Source organism: Streptomyces sp. ME19-01-6 (assembly GCF_033793745.1).
Lineage (GTDB): Bacteria > Actinomycetota > Actinomycetes > Streptomycetales > Streptomycetaceae > Streptomyces.
In genome coordinates, this window is record NZ_JARAXF010000007.1 from 189,518 (window position 1) to 205,332 (window position 15,815).

Consider the following 15,815-nt stretch of genomic DNA (forward strand, 5'->3'; position numbering starts at 1 on the left):
ACCGCACCCTGGATCGGAAGGGGGTGATGCCGATGTGCCGGCATCTCGCCTATCTCGGACCCAGCACGCCCGTGGGAGAACTCCTCATCGCGCCCCCGCACGGGCTGTACCGCCAGTCCTACGAGCCACGGCGACAGCGGCACGGCCGGATGAACGCCGACGGATTCGGCGTCGGCTGGTACGCGGAGGGCGACCCGGTGGCCGCCCGCTACCGGCGCGCCGGGCCCATCTGGGCCGATCTGTCGTTCACCGACCTGGCCCGGGTGATCCGGACCGGCGCGCTGCTGGCCGCCGTGCGCAACGCCTCCGAGGCGAGCGCCGACGGGGATGCGGGCGCCGCCCCCTTCGCCTCGGGCTCCTGGCTGTTCAGCCACAACGGAAGGGTCGAGGACTGGCCCCACTCCGTGGCCGACCTCGTCACCACCCTGCCGCCCGCCGACCTGCTGCGGCTGGAGGCGCGCTGCGACGCGGCGTTCCTGTGGGCGCTCGCGCTGCACCGGCTCCGCCTGGGCCAGGACCTGCCCACGGCGCTGGGCGAGACCACCGGTATGGTGGCCGCCGCGGCGCCCGGGTCGCGGCTCAACCTGCTGCTCACGGACGGCGAGACCATCGCCGCCACCGCCTGGGGCGACACCCTCAGCTATCTGACCGAGCCGGGCCACAGCGTCGTGGTCGCCTCCGAGCCCTACGACGACGACCCGCGCTGGACCGACGTCCCCGACCGCACACTGCTCACCGCCACCCGCTCCGATGTTCAGCTCACCGCACTCAAGGAGGCTTCCCTGTGAGCCCCTTCACCATCACCCGCACCCTGCCCGCCGACGCCACGGCCGCCGCGCTGCGCACCGATGTGGCCGAGGGACTGACCCGCAGCCCCAAACAACTGCCGCCGAAGTGGTTCTACGACGCCCGCGGAAGCGAGCTGTTCGAGCGGATCACCGAGCTGCCCGAGTACTACCCGACGCGCGCGGAGCGGGAGATCCTGATCGCCCGGGCCGCGGAGATCGCCACCGCGACCCGCGCCCGTACGCTCGTCGAGCTGGGCTCCGGCTCCTCCGAGAAGACCCGCCATCTGCTCCGCGCCCTGCCGGATCTGCACGCCTACGTGCCCGTGGACGTGAGCGAGAGCGCGCTGACCCTCGCGGGGCGCGCCCTGCTCGCCGAGCACCCGGGGCTGACGGTGCACGCGCTGGTCGCCGACTTCCTGGGCGGGCTCGCCCTCCCGCAGGACACGCCGGGCCCGCGCCTGGTGGCGTTCCTCGGCGGCACCGTCGGCAATCTGCTGCCCGTCGAGCGGGCCGGGTTCCTCGCCTCGGTCAGCACCCTGCTCGCGCCCGGCGACGCGCTGCTGCTGGGCACCGACCTGGTCAAGGACGAGGCCACGCTGGTCGCCGCGTACGACGACGCGCAGGGCGTCACGGCAGAGTTCAACAAGAACGTGCTCGCCGTCCTCGACCGGGAGCTGGGCGCCGACTTCGACCCGGCGGACTTCGACCATGTGGCGCTGTGGGACGCCGAGCACGAGTGGATCGAGATGCGGCTGCGGGCCCGCGGCGCCGTCACCGCGAAGATTCCCGCGCTGGACCTCGCCGTGCACCTCGCGGCCGGGGAGGAGATCCGCACCGAGGTCTCCGCGAAGTTCCGGCGGGAGCGGGTACGGGCGGAGCTGACCGCGGCGGGGCTGCGGCCGCGGCAGTGGTGGACCGACAGCGAGGGGCGCTTCGCGCTGTCGCTCGCGGTCCGGGCGTAGACCTTCGGCGGCTGGGCCCTGGACCACACCTGGCACCGAGCGCCCCCGGCGCACTCGCCAGGGCCGAGGGGGCGCACAACTCCGCCGTCACCACGCCCTTTTGAGATCACTACGCTCCGTTCCACCCGCGACACCGAGCGAAATAATGTGATCCACGTCACTCCCCAACGGTGAGGCCGCAGCGTAGCGCGCTGCGGCCTTCAGCCGTGCCCCAACTCCCTCTTGTTGTGGCCAAATCCACACCCTTAATCTTTGGCGCGCCCGGCAGCGCGCCGCGAAGGCGCATGAGAAGGAGCCGTCCATGGCCTTACGCGGACGCCACCGCCGCTACAAGCCCAACCGCATCTCCCGCGCCTCGCTCAGCGTCACCGCGGGCGGCGCCGGTATCGCCCTGCCGCTGGTCGGAGCGGCCGGCGCGAGCGCCGCCACCGGGGAGGCCTGGGAGAAGGTCGCCCACTGCGAGTCCACCGAGAACTGGGACATCAACACCGGGAACGGCTTCTACGGGGGCCTGCAGTTCACCCAGTCCACCTGGGAGGCGTACGGCGGGACCGCGTACGCGCCCCGGGCCGACCTGGCCACCAAGGACCAGCAGATAGCCGTCGCCGAGAAGGTGCTCGACGCCCAGGGCCCCGGCGCCTGGCCGAACTGCTCGGCGCGGGCCGGGCTGACCCGCGCCGACGCCGCCCCGCAGAGCGCGGCCAAGGCCGCGGGCGCGTCGTCGACGACACACCAGCAGGCCGACCGGACCCCGCGGACCAAGCACGACACGCCGACGCCCACCAGCCTGCCGGGCCGTACGGCCGCCCAGGGCGGCAAGTACGTGGTCATCGCCGGGGACTCGCTGTCCCGGATCGCCGGCCGGCACGATGTCGACGGCGGCTGGCAGACGATTTACCAGGCCAACCGCGAGACCATCGGCGGCGACCCCGATCTGATCTTCCCCGGGCAGAAGCTCTCCCTGAACGGCTCCGCGGCCAAGGCCACATCCAAGGGGAAGGCCGAACCCAAGGCCAAGGCGAAGGCCCAGCCGAAGGCCGAGCGGCCGTCGAAGGCCGCCAAGCCGGACCGCCACCACCGGTCCACCCACAAGCCCGCCACCACCTCCGAGTTCACCGCACCGGTCAGCGGAGTCAGCCCGACCACGGCCTACCGCGCGGCCGGGAGCAGCTGGTCGAGCGGCTATCACACCGGCGTCGACTTCCCCGTGGGTATCGGCACCTCGGTCAAGGCCGTCGGCGCCGGCCGGGTGGTCTCGGCGGGGTGGGCCGACGCGTACGGCTACGAGGTGGTCATCCAGCACCCGGACGGCAGATACAGCCAGTACGCCCATCTGTCGCAGCTGTCCGTCCGGGCGGGCCAGCAGCTGAGCGGCGGCCAGCAGGTGGGCCGTTCCGGTTCCACGGGCAACGCCACCGGTCCGCACCTGCACTTCGAGATCCGCACCGGCCCCGGCTACGGCTCCGACATCAACCCGCTGGCCTATCTGCGCTCACACGGCGTCTCCATCTGAGCAGCGTGCGCGGCGAGCCGGGGCAGCAGGTCCCCGGGTCGCTCGCAGACCACGATGCCGTCCACGTCGCGGCGCGACACGAACCCTTCGGCCGCGGCGTGGGCGAGAAAGGCGAGCAGCGGCTGGTAGAAGCCGCCGGTGTCCAGGAGGGCGCACGGCTTGTCGTGCAGCCCTATCTGAGCCCATGTCAGCGCCTCGAAGAGCTCCTCCGCCGTGCCGAGGCCGCCCGGCAAGGCGACGAAGGCGTCGCCGAGTTCCGCCATGCGCGCCTTGCGCTGGTGCATGTCCTCGACGACCAGGAGCCGGGTGAGACCGGTGTGGCGGATCTCGTGGCGCGAGAGGTGCCGCGGAATGACGCCCGTGACGGCGCCGCCCCCGCGCAGCGCGCCGTCGGCCACCGCCCCCATCAGACCCACCCGGGCCCCTCCGTACACCAGCTCGAGCCCGGCCTCGGCCACGGCCCGGCCGAACTCGGCCGCCGCTCGGAGATGGACCGGGCGGCAGCCGGACGAGGCCCCGCAGAAAACCGTGACCCGGCGCACACGCGTGTCCGCTTTCACGCCGCGCCATAAGCGGCCGAAGACATTCCACTGAATACTTTCGAAAATATTGCATCCTGCAATATTCCATGTTCGGCATGGCGCTCCGCCACCATCCACGCCATCTTCTCCAGTTGTGCCTCGGAGAGCTCACACGAGATCAGCGATTCCACGCTCACCGAATAGGTGGCACACCATTCCAGAATCGCTTCGAGTCCGTTGACGGATGCCGCGAAAAAGCGATGGTCCGGACTTCCCCAAAGGGTGGCCAGCTCCTGGAGCATACTGGTCTGCGCCCCCTCGGGCGCCAGCATCCGACGCGCCCTGCGCGCCAGACGGGCCAGGTATCCCTCCCGGTCCGGGACATGCAGCAGCCGCGCGGTCAGCCGGTAGGGAAGATCCGGGAGCCGCTGCGCGAAATCCCGTAGCAGCGATATGGAACCGCCTTCGACGATCACGAACCGATGGCGCTCGCCGAGCTCCTCCAGCCTCCGGACGAGCGCATCCGCAGCCTCCTCGGACGGGTAGTCCCCGTCAGCGACGGTCCGGTCGCCCAGCCAGGAGCGCTCCACCTCGACCGTCTCCTCGCCGGCCCGGGCGCTGGTGGTCGCCAGGTCGGTGAAGCACTGGATCCGGTCGGCCACCACGATCGGCGCGCCCGTGATCCGGGCCAGCGCGGTGGCGGCCGCGCTCTTCCCTACGCCGGTGGGCCCCGCGATGACATGCACGAACTGCGGGCTTCCGCCATGCGATCCAGCCATCGAAATCCCCTTCGCCGCAACCTTCCTGACGGTCAATCACGGTAACCCCGGCCGCCCCGGGCGCATCCCTAGCCAAGGCATCAAAACAGTAAACGAATGGGCAAGTAATTAAAGGTTGAATATTTAACGCGATCCTTACTTGTCCCGCGCCACACTCCGGATCACACCATTCTCACGGCAGCTCTCACGGCAGCCGGAACGGTATTCACGAGAGGACCGGGCATGACTCAGCTATCGGATCCGCCGTCACCCATTCTCGATCCATTTGACAAGGGATGGATTCCGGACACGCTCTCGCTCCCTGCCGGATCGGTCCTGATCGACCTCTCCGTGCCCGTGGAGCGCGTTCTGGAACAGCTCGGGCCGGTGCTCGGCCGGTACAAGGAGCGCACGGTTCTGGTCGGCTACGGCGCCTCGTTCGACACCGCGCCGCAGGACGTGGCGCTGTTCGACTCCCTCCCGGGCTGGAGCCTCCATGTGCCGGGACACCCCGACGAGGCCGGGCGGCTGCTGCGGGAGGCCGCGGCCGGTGACGTGAGCGCGTACATCAGACTGCCCGAACAGGGCAACGCCGAGCCCCACGGCGCCTCGGGGTCGTTCGAGGTCATCAGGCTCGGCGCGGGCGGTGTGGTCCTGGCCGTGGGCCCCACGCTGGACACGGTGGCGCGCGCCACCGCCGGCCTCGACCTGACCGTCCTGTACGCCTCGACCATCCGCCCCTTCGACGCGGTCGGCCTGCGCACGGCGGTGCTGGCCGCCGACCGGGCCGACATCGTCCTGGTCGAGCCCTATCTGGCCGGGACCTCGGCACACCGCGTCGCCGAAACCCTGGTGAACGTTCCGCACCGGCTCCGCGCGCTCGGCCTCCCCTCGGACTTGGGGCCGAGCGCCGACGGGCTCGACGAGGCGGGCATCGCCGCGACGGTCAGGGCCTTCCTGCGCTGAAGGCATCAAGCCTGCGCCAAGGCTTGCACGACAGCACATCACTTCCCGGAAGGAAGCCGATGAACGTTCTCCTGATCTCCGGCATGGGTCCGGAAGTACCGAACAAGAAGCTTCTGGAGGGCTCCTCGTTCCAGGCGTTACTGGCCCCGGCGGGCCACCGCGCGGCCGCCGGGCACCCCGGAGTGTTCGACTTGTCGCTCCTGCGCACGGCGGCCGGGACGGGACAGCCCCTGCTGCGCCCGAGGCGCGCCGGCGGCCGGGCCCGCGCCGTCAGCTCCGTGCGCCTCACCACCCCCGCCGAGGAGGAACGCGAGCCGGGGCAGGCACCCCATCTGACCACGTTCACCCTGCAGTCGATCCTCCTGGCCGCCGGGGTCGACCACGAGGTGTTCCCGATCGAGAGGATCTGGAACGGCTCCCCCGCGGAACCCCCGGACGATGTCGACATCGTGCTGCTGTCGACCACGTTCATCTGGGACCGCCGCACCCTCGCCAAGGCCGTCGCGTGGGTGGAGGAACGCTGCCCCACCGCGCTCCTGGTGCTCGGCGGGCAGTACAGCAACCTCAAGTTCCAGCGGATCCTGGCCGACCACCCCTTCGTCCGGTACATCGTCCGCGGCGACGCCGAAGCCGCCCTGCCCGCCCTGCTGCGCGCCCTGCGCATCGACGGCGATGTGGCCGACATCCCCAACCTGGTGTGGCGCGACCCCGATACGGACCGGGTGCGCATGACCAGGATCGAGTACGTCGACCTGGACGCGCTGCCCTCGCCCAGCCCGGTGGGTACGCTCCCGGTCGTCCCCTACGAGTCCATGCGGGGCTGTCCGTTCAGCTGCAAGTACTGCTCCTTCCCCGCCGCGTCGCCGAAGTGGCGCTACAAGTCGGCCCAGAAGATCGCCGACGACTTCGTGCGCTACCGCCGTGAGAACGGCGCCGAGTACATCAAGGCCCTGGACTCCACCTTCACCGTGCCGCCGACCCGGCTGCGCGCGCTGCTGCCGCTGCTGGCGGAGGCGAACGTCGGCTGGGAGGCGTACACGCGCGCCAACTCGCTCCGCGACCGGGGAGTCATGGACGATCTGCAGCGGGCGCACTGCCGCGCGCTGTCCATCGGCTTCGAGTCGATGAACGACACCACGCTGGGCTACATGAACAAGAAGGTCACGGCGCGCGCCAACCGGGTGGCCTTCGAGCTGCTGCAGAACAGCTCGATCCACTCCTTCGTCTCGTTCATCGTCGGCTATCCCGGCGAGACACCCGAACTCTTCGAGGACACCAAGCGGTTCCTGGTGTCGGAGTACTCCGGCCAGTTCGCGCTCTACGTCTTCATGATGAACGACGAGACCATGCCGGTCTGGCAGGACGCCGGCCGCTTCGGTCTGGAGGTGTTCGACCTGGACGGCGAGGCGGAGGACTGGACCCACAACGGCATGGACAGCCGCACCGCCGCCCGGCTGCAGTTGGAGACCCTGCGCGAGGTGCGCTGGAAGAACGACCACGCGATCGCCAGGGTGTGGCAGCACGGCTTCGAATCCCCGCTGCTCCCCGACCGCTCCGCGGCCGAGAACGCGGTGGTCGAGAAGCTGGTGGACCGCCTCGGGATGCTGAGCGCCGACGTCCACGACCCGGGCGAGGCCGTACGCCGCAGGGACCGGCTGGTCTCTGATCTCGCCGGACACGGGGTGGTCACGGCCCGCTGAGGTCGTACTGGCCCGCCTGCAGATGGAACAGCTCGGCATAGATGCCGCCCCGGTCCAGCAGCTCCCGCGGGGTGCCCGACTCGGCGAGGCGCCCCTCGTGGAGGACGTGGATGAGGTCGGCGTGCCGGACGGACGCCAGCCGGTGAGTGATCAGGACGACGGTCTGTCCCTTCCCCGCGAGGGCGCGGATCTGCTCGAAGACGGCGAGCTCGGCGCGGGCGTCGAGCGCGGAGGTGGGCTCGTCGACCAGCAGTACGGGAGCGGTGCGGTAGCGGGCACGGGCGATGCCCAGCCGCTGCCACTGGCCGCCGGAGAGCTGGTGGCCACCGCGGAACTCGCGGGCCAGCAGGGTGTCCCAGCCATGCGGCAGCCCGGCGACGATGTCGTCCGCCCCGGCGTAGGCCGCCGCGCGGTCCAGGGCCTCGGCGCGGATGGGGCTCTGCGGGCTGCCGATCGCGACGTTCGCCTTGGCGGTGAAGGGCCAGCGTTTGAAGTCCTGGTTGACCATGGCGATGCGGGAGAAGAGCTGCTCGCGGTCGGCCGCCGCGGCGTCGGTGCCGTCCCACAGGATGCGCCCCGAGTCCGGCAGATGGAGCCCCGCGAGCAGCTTGACCAGGGTGGACTTGCCGGATCCGTTCTCGCCGACGAGCGCCACCACGCCCCCGCCGGGAATGGTGAGGCTGACCTTGTCCAGGGCGGGCCGGTCGCTGCCGGGATAGGTGAAGGAGACGGAGTCGAAGCGGATCTCCTCCGGCTCCTTCGGCAGCGGCAGCCCGCCCTCGGGGATGGCGCACCGCTCGGCGTCCTCGCACAGCCGGTCCAGGTCCTGGACGAACAGCATCTCCTCGTACAGCTGGTTGAGCTGCAGCACCAGCGAGGACAGATTCTGCGAGCCGGTGCGGATCGCGATGACCGCGGTGCCCGCGACGGACAGCTCCATGCCGCCGGTGAGCAGCAGCCCGGCGAGCGCCGAGTACGTGGCGAGGGTGGCCGCACCGGTGAGCGCCGCGGCGACCAGCTCGGTGCCGGCCGCGGCGTCGGCCAGCCGGGTCTGCTCCGCCTCGGCGGACTCCGACATCCGGCGGAAGTGCCGCAGCAGGAAGCGGCCGACGCCGTGCACCCGGACTTCCTGCGCCGCCTCGCGCTCGGTGAGCAGCCGGCTGAGCAGATGGCCCGCGCGGGCGTGTTCGATCATGGTGTGGAAGGAGAGATAGCGGCGGCGGGCGATGCGCAGCGCGCTCCAGCTGCGCGGCAGGGCGATGAGCACCAGCAGTGGCAGCAGCACGGGGTGCAGAACGGTCAGCACTCCGGCGGCGGCGATGACGGCGAGCAGCCCGTTGACCACCGCCACGCAGTACTTGACCATGCGCCGGGCCGAAGAGGCCCCGTACTGGGCGGAGTCCAGCAGCCGGTGGAACTCCGCGTCCTCGATCGCGGACAGCTCCACCTGGGCCGCGCACTCCAGGTACCGCTCGGTCGCGAGCCGTTCGACCTTCGGCTCCAGCCGGCCGGTCCCCGCCGTCGAGGCCGACGCCAGCAGCGCGCCGAGGACCGCCACCACGCCGACCACGATCAGGGACGGCAGGGCGTTGCGCAGCCGGTCTGCGGTCGCCCCGTCGGACAGCAGCGCCGCCAGGGCGCCGTTCACCGCCACCAGGCTGAACGCCTGGCCGATCCCCTGGCCGATCTCCGCCGCCGCGACCGTGCGCAGCGCCTTGCGGTCGGCGGCCCGGGCGAGCCGTACGGTGGAGCCCACCAGGCGCGGCAGCCTGCGGGCCATCGCCCATAACGACAGATGCAGATAGGCGTCGTCGTAGCGGCTGAATCCCATGTCGTACCGGAGCCGTCCGCCGAAGAGCAGACGCTCGGACTCCGATGTCTCGTCAGTCGCCTGCTGGTTGCGTCGCCGCGGCCACGGCATCGCACCACCCCCTCCGCCCGGGCACCGCGTCAGTCTGCCGTAGCGGAGGGGCCGTCCGCGAGGCGTTTCCGGTCGGCCTCAGCCGCGCTCCGTGGCACGATGTGCGAGGTGCGGGGCATCGTGCGCCCGCGGTGGGGCGGTGTACGCGCCCTCCCCCCGGACGGAAAACGGAGGAGAGTGCGGCGTGCGTCTGGCCCACGACGACCCGCGGCTGCGCTACCGGGGGGCGGTGTCGCTGCAGCGGGGCCCCGGCTGGACCGCGCCCTGGCGGCTGCCGCATCCGGAGGCCGCGCTGTATCTGCCCGAGGGCGGGCTCGGGCGGGCCGCGATGCCATCAGGGGTGCGGGTGGCGCTGCGCACCGACAGCACCGGGCTGACCTGCCGCTACCAGGCGGATCCCGCGCCGAAGCTCAATGGCCCGCCGGAGGTGGCGCGGCTGGATGTGCTGTGCGAGGGGCGGCATACGGCCACCGTCGAGCTGCGGACGCACGGCGGGGACGCGGAGTTCCGGGTCGACGGCCTGCCGGGGCACATGGCGACGGTCGAGCTGTGGCTGCCCTTCTACCATCAGTTCCGGCTGTGCGAGGTGACGCTGGACGCGGGCGCGGCGGTCGAGCCCGACGGTGTGGCGGGACGGCCGCGCTGGGTTCACTACGGCAGCTCCATCTCGCAGGGGCGCGGGGCGGCGTCCCCGAGCCGGGCGTGGGCCGCCCTGGTGGCCCGGCGCGCCGGCTGGGAGCTGACCTCGCTGGCGCTGGGCGCGGCCTGCCAGCTGCAGCCGATGACCGCGCGGCTGATGCGGGACCTGCCGGCCGAGCTGCTCACCGTCTGCGTCGGGATCAACATCCAGGCGCTGGGCAGCCACAACCGCGACTCGCTGGCCTCGGCGCTGGTCGGCTTCGTACGGACGGTGCGCGAGGGGCATCCGACGACGCCGTTCGCGGTGATGTCGAACATCGTCGCACCCGAGCGGGAGGAGGTGCCGGGGCCCTCCGGCATGACGATGCGCGAGTGCCGGGCGCACATACGGCGCGCGGTCGAGCTGCTGCGCACGCACGGGGATGCGAACCTGCACTACCTCCACGGCCCCAAGGTGTTCGGGCCCAGCTGTACGCGGCTGCTGCTGGAGCCCGAGGGCCTGGACCGGCTGCATCCCGGGCCCGCGGGCCACCCCGTCTTCGCCGCGCGCTTCCTGACGACTCTGCGCCGCGCGGGATGTACGCCCGAGGTCCCGGTGGGCTCATGACGCCCCGTACACCGGCCGCGGCGGCTCTGCCGCGGCGAGCAGTTTTCGGGCGGCCTCGCCCGCCTCGGCCGGGGTCCAGCGGGCGCCCTTGTCGGCGGTCGGGCCCGGCCGCCAGCCCTCCATGACAGTGATGCGCCCGGCCTCGGCCTCGAAGACCCGGCCGGTGACGCCCGCGCTGTCGGCGGACGCGAGCCAGACGACGAGCGGCGAGACGTTCTCGGGGGCCATCGCGTCAAAGGCGCCGGCCTGATCGGGTGCGGCCATGGAGTCCGCGAAGGTCCGCTCGGTCATCCGGGTGCGGGCGGCCGGGGCGATGGCGTTGACCTGGACGCCGTAGCGGCCCAGCTCGGCGGCGGCCACGAGGGTCAGTCCGACGATCCCGGCCTTGGCGGCGGAGTAGTTGCCCTGGCCGACGCTGCCCAGCAGCCCCGCGCCCGAGCTGGTGTTGACCACGCGGGCGGCCGGGGCTCGGCCCGCCTTCGCCTCGGCGCGCCAGTGGGCGGCGGCCTGCCGCAGCGGCAGGAAGTGGCCCTTGAGGTGGACGCGCAGCACCGCGTCCCAGTCGTCCTCGTCCAGGTTGATCAGCATGCGGTCGCGCAGGAAACCGGCGTTGTTGACGAGGGCGTCGAGCCGGCCATAAGTGTCCAGGGCGGTGGCGACCAGCGAGGCCGCGCCGTCGGTGGTGGCGATGTCGCCGCCGTGCGCGACCGCTTCGCCGCCCAGCGCCCAAATCTCGGCGGCGACGTCCTGGGCCGGGCTCCCTGGGCCCGCCGCGCCGTCCAGGGCCACGCCGAGGTCGTTGACGACGACCTTGGCCCCCTCGGCGGCGAGCGCCAGCGCGTATGCGCGGCCCAGGCCACGGCCCGCTCCGGTGACGACGGCGACGCGCCCACCGCACAGTCCGGTCATGTTGGGTCCTCCCGCTGGTTGACGTTGGCGGCGTCGAGGAACGCCGGGCGTTCGCCGCCGCCGTGGACGTACAGGGCGGCGCCGCTGATGTACGCGGCGAGGTCGGAGGCGAGGAAGACGCAGGCGTCGCCCGCCTCGCCCGGCTCGGCCAGCCGCCCGAGGGGGACGGTGCGGCCGACTGCGGCGATCCCGGCATCGTCGCCGTAGTGCAGATGGGACAGTTCGGTGCGGACCATGCCGAGCACGACGGTGTTGACCCGGACCGTGGGGGCCCACTCCACGGCCAGGGAGCGGGCGAGGTTCGCAAGGCCCGCCTTGGCGGCTCCGTAGGCGGCGGTGCCCGGGGACGGGCGGGTCCCGCTGACGCTGCCGATCATCACGATGGAGCCACCGCGCTCCTGATGCCGCATCACCTCGTAGGCGGCGAGGGAGACGGTCAGGGGGGCGATCAGGTTCAGCTCGACGACGCGGGCGGCGCGGCCCGGCCCGGACCCGGCGACCAGCCCGAACGAGCCGCCTCCGGCGTTGTTGACCAGGAGGTCGAGCCGCCCGTAAGAGCCGCGCAGCCCTTCGAAGAAGGCGCCGACGGCGTCCGCGTCGCGCACGTCCAGCGGCAGGAAGCGGGCGGCGCGGCCCGCCGCTTCGACGGGCCGGTCCCCTGGCCGGCGCGCGCACACCACGACCTCGGCGCCCGCGGCGAGCAGCGCCCGCGCGATCCCCGCCCCGACGCCCCGCGTCCCTCCGGTGACGACGGCGACGCGCCCGGCCAGGTCGATGGTGACGGCCACGTGACACCTCCCGCTGCGCTCCGCGCGCTGCTACCTTCTCACCTAACAAATGTTTGGTGGAAAGGTAGCGGATCTGCTCATGGGTGTCTCCACCTCCGCCCCATACGCGGGCGTCGCCGTCGTCACCGTGGACTTCCCACCGGTCAACGCACTTCCCGTACAGGGCTGGTACGAGCTCGCGTCGGCCGTGCGCGGCACAGGCAAAGACCCGGACGTGCGCTGTGTCGTCCTCGCCGCCGCCGGGCGGGGCTTCAACGCGGGCGTGGACATCAAGGAAATGCAGCGCACCGAGGGGCACCAGGCCCTGATCGGCGCCAACCACGGCTGCTACGAGGCGTTCGCCGCCGTCTACGACTGCCAGGTGCCCGTCGTCGCCGCGGTGCACGGCTTCTGTCTCGGCGGCGGCATCGGCCTGGTCGGCAACGCCGACGCGATCGTGGCGAGCGACGACGCGACGTTCGGGCTGCCGGAGCTGGACCGGGGCGCCCTGGGCGCGGCCACCCATCTGGCGCGGCTGGTGCCGCAGCACCTGATGCGCGCGCTGTACTACACCTCGCGCACCGTGACCGCCGAGGAGCTGCACCGGCACGGCTCGGTGTGGCGGGTCGTGCCGCGCGCGGAGCTGTCGGACGCGGCGCTGGAACTGGCCCGCGAGATCGCGGCCAAGGACGGGGCGCTGCTGCGGCTGGCCAAGGCCGCCATCAACGGCATCGACCCGGTCGATGTGCGCCGCAGCTACCGCTTCGAGCAGGGCTTCACCTTCGAGGCCAACCTGAGCGGCATCGCCGACCGGCACCGCGAGGCGTTCCTGTCCGAAGCGGGTGAGCGGCGTTGAGCCCCGGAACCGACAAGAGGATGGGCCCGGAAGAGGCCGTCGGCCGGATCGAGAGCGGCATGACGGTCGGCATCGGCGGCTGGGGGTCACGGCGCAAGCCCATGGCACTGGTACGGGCCCTGCTGCGCTCGCCGGTCACCGACCTGACCGTGGTCTCGTACGGCGGGCCGGACGTCGGGCTGCTGGCCGCCGCCGGGAAGATCCGCAAGCTGGTCGCCGCCTTCGCCACGCTCGACTCGATCCCGCTCGAGCCGCACTTCAGGGCGGCACGCGAGCGCGGGGACTTCGAACTGGTGGAGATGGACGAGGCGATGTTCATGTGGGGGCTGACCGCCGCCGTCCACCGGCTGCCGTTCATGCCGGTGCGGGCGGGGCTCGGCTCGGATGTCATGACGGTCAACCCGGGGCTGCGGACGGTCACCTCGCCGTACGAGGACGGGGAGGAGCTGGTGGCGGTGCCCGCGCTGCGGCTGGACGCCGCGCTGGTGCACCTCAACCGGGCCGACGCACACGGCAACGGACAGTATCTGGGCCCGGACCCGTACTTCGACGACCTGTTCTGCGAGGCCGCCGCGGCGGCGTACGTCTCCTGTGAGCGCGTCGTCGGCGGCGCGGAGTTCGCGGAGGCGGGTGGTCCGCAGACGCTGCTGGTCAAGCGTCACTCGGTGACCGGCGTGATCGAGACCCCCAACGGCGCGCACTTCACCTCCTGCGCCCCTGACTACGGGCGCGACGAGGCGTTCCAGCGCGCGTACGCGAAGGCCGCCGCCGACCCGGGCGCCTGGCGGGAGTTCAGCAAGCGCTTCCTGGCCGGCGACGAGGACGCGTACCAGGCGGCGGTGGCGGCGTTCGCCAAGGAGGGCGTATGAGTACGGTGACCCGGGCCGAGTACTGTGTGGTGGCCTGCGCCGAGGCCTGGCGCGGCGACGGCGAGGTCCTCGCCGCCCCCATGGGAACCGTGCCGCGCGTCGGCGCCCGGCTGGCCCGGCTCACCTTCGCGCCCGACCTGCTGCTCACGGACGGCGAGGCCATGCTGCTGGGCGCGGAGCCCGGGGTGGTGGAGGGCTGGCTGCCCTACCGCCAGCACCTGGCGCTGGTGACCGGCGGCAAGCGGCACGTCATGATGGGCGCCGGCCAGCTCGACCGGCACGGCAACCAGAACATCAGCTGCATCGGCGACTGGCATCGGCCCCGGCGGCAGCTGCTGGGCGTGCGCGGCGCCCCCGTCAACACGCTGAACAACCCGACGAGTTACTGGGTGCCCCGGCACTCCCGGCGGGTCTTCGTCGAGCGCGTCGACATGGTCTGTGGCGTCGGCTACGACCGGGCGGCCGCCGCCGGGCCGTCCGCCACCCGCTACCACCGCATCCCCTGCGTCGTGACCGACCTCGCCGTCCTCGACTTCGCCACGCCCGGCCGCACCATGCGGGTGCGCTCCCTGCACCCGGGCGTGAGCGCCCAGCAGGTGCGGGAGGCGACCGGCTTCGCGCTCGACATCGCGGACGACGTCCCGTACACCCGCGAGCCCACGGACGCGGAGCTGCGGCTGATCCGGGAGGTCATCGACCCGGAGGGGCTCCGCGAGCGGGAGGTGCCCGCCTGATGGACACGCCGCTGACCGAGCTCGTCGGCGTCCGGCATCCGATCGTGCAGACCGGCATGGGGTGGGTGGCCGGGCCCCGGCTGGTGTCCGCCGCCGCCAACGCGGGCGCCCTCGGCATCCTCGCCTCCGCCACCATGACCCCGCGCCGGCTGCGGTCGGCCGTACGGGAGGTCAGGTCCCGCACCGACGCGCCCTTCGGGGTGAACCTGCGGGCGGACGCCCAGGACGCCGAGGAGCGGGTCCGCATCATCATCGAGGAGGGGGTGAGGGTCGCGTCCTTCGCGCTCGCCCCCACGCGGGAGCTGATCATCCGGCTGAAGGACGCGGGCGTCGTCGTCATCCCGTCCGTCGGCGCGCGGCGACACGCCGAGAAGGTCGCCGCCTGGGGCGCTGACGCGGTCGTGGTGCAGGGCGGCGAGGGCGGTGGCCACACCGGGAGCGTGGGCACGGCCGTGCTGCTGCCCCAGGTCGTGGACGCGGTCGGCATCCCCGTCGTGGCGGCCGGCGGCTTCTTCGACGGGCGCGGCCTGGTGGCCGCGCTCGCGTACGGCGCCGCGGGGATCGCGATGGGCACCCGCTTTCTGCTGACCTCCGACAGCACGGTTCCGGACGCGGTCAAGGCCCGCTATCTGGCGGCGTCGGTCATGGACGCCACCGTCACCACCGCGGTCGACGGGCTCCCCCACCGGATGCTCCGCAGCGAGCTGGTCGCCTCCCTGGAGCGGTGCGGGCGCGCCCGGGCGCTGGCACGGGCCCTGCGCCACGCCGCGGCCTTCCGGCGGCTGTCCGGGCTGAGCTGGGCGCGGATGGTGCGCGACGGGCTCGCGATGAAGCACGGCAAGGAGCTGACCTGGAGTCAGATGTTGCTGGCCGCCAACACGCCGATGCTGCTGAAGGCGTCGATGGTGGACGGCCGCACGGACAGCGGGGTGATGGCTTCGGGGCAGGTCGCCGGGGTGATCGAGGACCTGCCGTCCTGTGCGGAGCTGGTGGAGCGGGTGATGGCGGAGGCGGCGGAGGCGCTCGACCGCCTCACACCCTCCCGATGACCGGCCCCTCCCTGACGGCCCCCTCGCACCGCTCGGCCCCAGGGGGCCTCACGGGCTTCGCGCGCCCGCGCCGGACTCCGTCCGCCAGTCGTAGGGTTGCTCCCACTCACACCCTCTCGATGATCGTCACATTCGCCTGCCCACCGCCCTCACACATCGACCCCACCCTTCACGGCCCCCCTCGCACCGCTCGGCCCCAGGGGGCCTCACGGGCTTCGCGCGCCCGCGCCGGACTCCGTCCGCCGGGCGTAGGGTT

At 72.5% G+C, this 15,815-nt stretch carries 15 protein-coding genes; 10 read left to right on the top strand and 5 right to left on the bottom strand.

Translation table 11 applies throughout. The features are described from left to right. Nucleotides 1-32: 32 nt before the first annotated feature. The 3 genes from egtC (at nt 33) to PV419_RS19180 (ending at nt 3,263) form a co-directional block, all read left to right on the top strand. Entirely contained in the window at nt 33-788 is a 756-nt protein-coding gene (egtC, locus tag PV419_RS19170; protein ID WP_319690517.1) for an ergothioneine biosynthesis protein EgtC, read from the top strand. After that, entirely contained in the window at nt 785-1,750 is a 966-nt protein-coding gene (gene egtD / locus PV419_RS19175) for an L-histidine N(alpha)-methyltransferase (protein ID WP_319690519.1), read from the top strand. The genes egtC and egtD overlap by 4 nt, the downstream gene beginning before the upstream one ends. Before the next feature lie 301 nt (nt 1,751-2,051). Further along, nucleotides 2,052-3,263: a transglycosylase family protein gene (locus PV419_RS19180; RefSeq protein WP_319690521.1), complete on the top strand. Its 1,212-nt coding sequence runs from the start codon at nt 2,052-2,054 to the stop codon at nt 3,261-3,263. Here PV419_RS19180 and PV419_RS19185 read toward each other — a convergent pair. Beyond that, nucleotides 3,233-3,823: a TIGR00730 family Rossman fold protein gene (locus PV419_RS19185; protein ID WP_319690523.1), complete on the bottom strand. Its 591-nt coding sequence runs from the start codon at nt 3,821-3,823 to the stop codon at nt 3,233-3,235. The two genes, PV419_RS19180 and PV419_RS19185, sit on opposite strands and share 31 nt — an antisense overlap. After that, entirely contained in the window at nt 3,820-4,563 is a 744-nt protein-coding gene (locus tag PV419_RS19190; RefSeq protein ID WP_319690524.1) for an isopentenyl transferase family protein, read from the bottom strand. The genes PV419_RS19185 and PV419_RS19190 overlap by 4 nt, the downstream gene beginning before the upstream one ends. 222 nt (nt 4,564-4,785) lie before the next feature. Here PV419_RS19190 and PV419_RS19195 point away from each other — a divergent pair, with 222 nt between their 5' ends. Beyond that, nucleotides 4,786-5,508, top strand: a complete 723-nt coding sequence (locus tag PV419_RS19195; protein ID WP_319690526.1) for a transketolase — start codon at nt 4,786-4,788, stop codon at nt 5,506-5,508. A 59-nt stretch (nt 5,509-5,567) separates the two neighbouring features. Beyond that, nucleotides 5,568-7,208 carry a radical SAM protein gene (locus PV419_RS19200; protein ID WP_319690527.1) on the top strand — a complete coding sequence of 547 codons (1,641 nt, stop codon included), beginning with the start codon at nt 5,568-5,570 and terminating at the stop codon, nt 7,206-7,208. Here PV419_RS19200 and PV419_RS19205 read toward each other — a convergent pair. Continuing rightward, nucleotides 7,195-9,129, bottom strand: coding sequence for an ABC transporter ATP-binding protein (locus tag PV419_RS19205; protein ID WP_319690529.1), 1,935 nt, complete (start codon nt 9,127-9,129; stop codon nt 7,195-7,197). The genes PV419_RS19200 and PV419_RS19205 overlap by 14 nt on opposite strands. Nucleotides 9,130-9,313: 184 nt before the next feature. Here PV419_RS19205 and PV419_RS19210 point away from each other — a divergent pair, with 184 nt between their 5' ends. After that, entirely contained in the window at nt 9,314-10,375 is a 1,062-nt protein-coding gene (locus PV419_RS19210; protein ID WP_319690530.1) for an SGNH/GDSL hydrolase family protein, read from the top strand. Here PV419_RS19210 and PV419_RS19215 read toward each other — a convergent pair. Together PV419_RS19215 and PV419_RS19220 are read right to left on the bottom strand one after the other, a co-directional pair. Beyond that, nucleotides 10,370-11,284 (bottom strand): SDR family oxidoreductase, encoded by a 915-nt coding sequence (locus tag PV419_RS19215; protein ID WP_319690532.1) that lies wholly within the window; start codon nt 11,282-11,284, stop codon nt 10,370-10,372. The two genes, PV419_RS19210 and PV419_RS19215, sit on opposite strands and share 6 nt — an antisense overlap. Continuing rightward, nucleotides 11,281-12,072 carry an SDR family oxidoreductase gene (locus tag PV419_RS19220; protein WP_319690533.1) on the bottom strand — a complete coding sequence of 264 codons (792 nt, stop codon included), beginning with the start codon at nt 12,070-12,072 and terminating at the stop codon, nt 11,281-11,283. Before PV419_RS19220 ends, PV419_RS19215 begins: the two co-directional genes overlap by 4 nt. Before the next feature lie 79 nt (nt 12,073-12,151). Between PV419_RS19220 and PV419_RS19225 the strand changes: the two genes are divergently transcribed. Genes PV419_RS19225 through PV419_RS19240 form a run of 4 tightly spaced genes read left to right on the top strand, consistent with a single transcriptional unit; the run spans nt 12,152 to nt 15,559 of the window. Continuing rightward, the gene (locus PV419_RS19225; RefSeq protein ID WP_319690535.1) at nt 12,152-12,907 is read left to right on the top strand and encodes an enoyl-CoA hydratase family protein; all 756 of its coding nucleotides are present in this window, start codon (nt 12,152-12,154) and stop codon (nt 12,905-12,907) included. 20 nt (nt 12,908-12,927) lie between these two features. Beyond that, a complete protein-coding gene (locus tag PV419_RS19230) occupies nt 12,928-13,776 on the top strand; it encodes a CoA transferase subunit A (protein WP_319690924.1) in 849 nt (282 codons plus the stop codon). After that, nucleotides 13,773-14,510: a CoA-transferase subunit beta gene (locus PV419_RS19235; RefSeq protein WP_319690537.1), complete on the top strand. Its 738-nt coding sequence runs from the start codon at nt 13,773-13,775 to the stop codon at nt 14,508-14,510. Before PV419_RS19230 ends, PV419_RS19235 begins: the two co-directional genes overlap by 4 nt. Further along, nucleotides 14,510-15,559 (top strand): NAD(P)H-dependent flavin oxidoreductase, encoded by a 1,050-nt coding sequence (locus tag PV419_RS19240; protein WP_319690539.1) that lies wholly within the window; start codon nt 14,510-14,512, stop codon nt 15,557-15,559. Before PV419_RS19235 ends, PV419_RS19240 begins: the two co-directional genes overlap by 1 nt. The last annotated feature ends 256 nt before the right edge of the window (nt 15,560-15,815 follow it).

Excerpts from the sequence above, each read along its gene's own strand:
- egtC (WP_319690517.1), top strand. The coding sequence starts at position 33 with ATGTGCCGGCATCTCGCCTATCTCGGACCCAGCACGCCCGTGGGAGAA.
- PV419_RS19180 (WP_319690521.1), top strand. The coding sequence starts at position 2,052 with ATGGCCTTACGCGGACGCCACCGCCGCTACAAGCCCAACCGCATCTCC.
- PV419_RS19190 (WP_319690524.1), bottom strand. The coding sequence starts at position 4,563 with ATGGCTGGATCGCATGGCGGAAGCCCGCAGTTCGTGCATGTCATCGCG.
- PV419_RS19195 (WP_319690526.1), top strand. The coding sequence starts at position 4,786 with ATGACTCAGCTATCGGATCCGCCGTCACCCATTCTCGATCCATTTGAC.
- PV419_RS19200 (WP_319690527.1), top strand. The coding sequence starts at position 5,568 with ATGAACGTTCTCCTGATCTCCGGCATGGGTCCGGAAGTACCGAACAAG.
- PV419_RS19205 (WP_319690529.1), bottom strand. The coding sequence starts at position 9,129 with ATGCCGTGGCCGCGGCGACGCAACCAGCAGGCGACTGACGAGACATCG.
- PV419_RS19215 (WP_319690532.1), bottom strand. The coding sequence starts at position 11,284 with ATGACCGGACTGTGCGGTGGGCGCGTCGCCGTCGTCACCGGAGCGGGC.
- PV419_RS19225 (WP_319690535.1), top strand. The coding sequence starts at position 12,152 with ATGGGTGTCTCCACCTCCGCCCCATACGCGGGCGTCGCCGTCGTCACC.
- PV419_RS19230 (WP_319690924.1), top strand. The coding sequence starts at position 12,928 with ATGGGCCCGGAAGAGGCCGTCGGCCGGATCGAGAGCGGCATGACGGTC.
- PV419_RS19235 (WP_319690537.1), top strand. The coding sequence starts at position 13,773 with ATGAGTACGGTGACCCGGGCCGAGTACTGTGTGGTGGCCTGCGCCGAG.
- PV419_RS19240 (WP_319690539.1), top strand. The coding sequence starts at position 14,510 with ATGGACACGCCGCTGACCGAGCTCGTCGGCGTCCGGCATCCGATCGTG.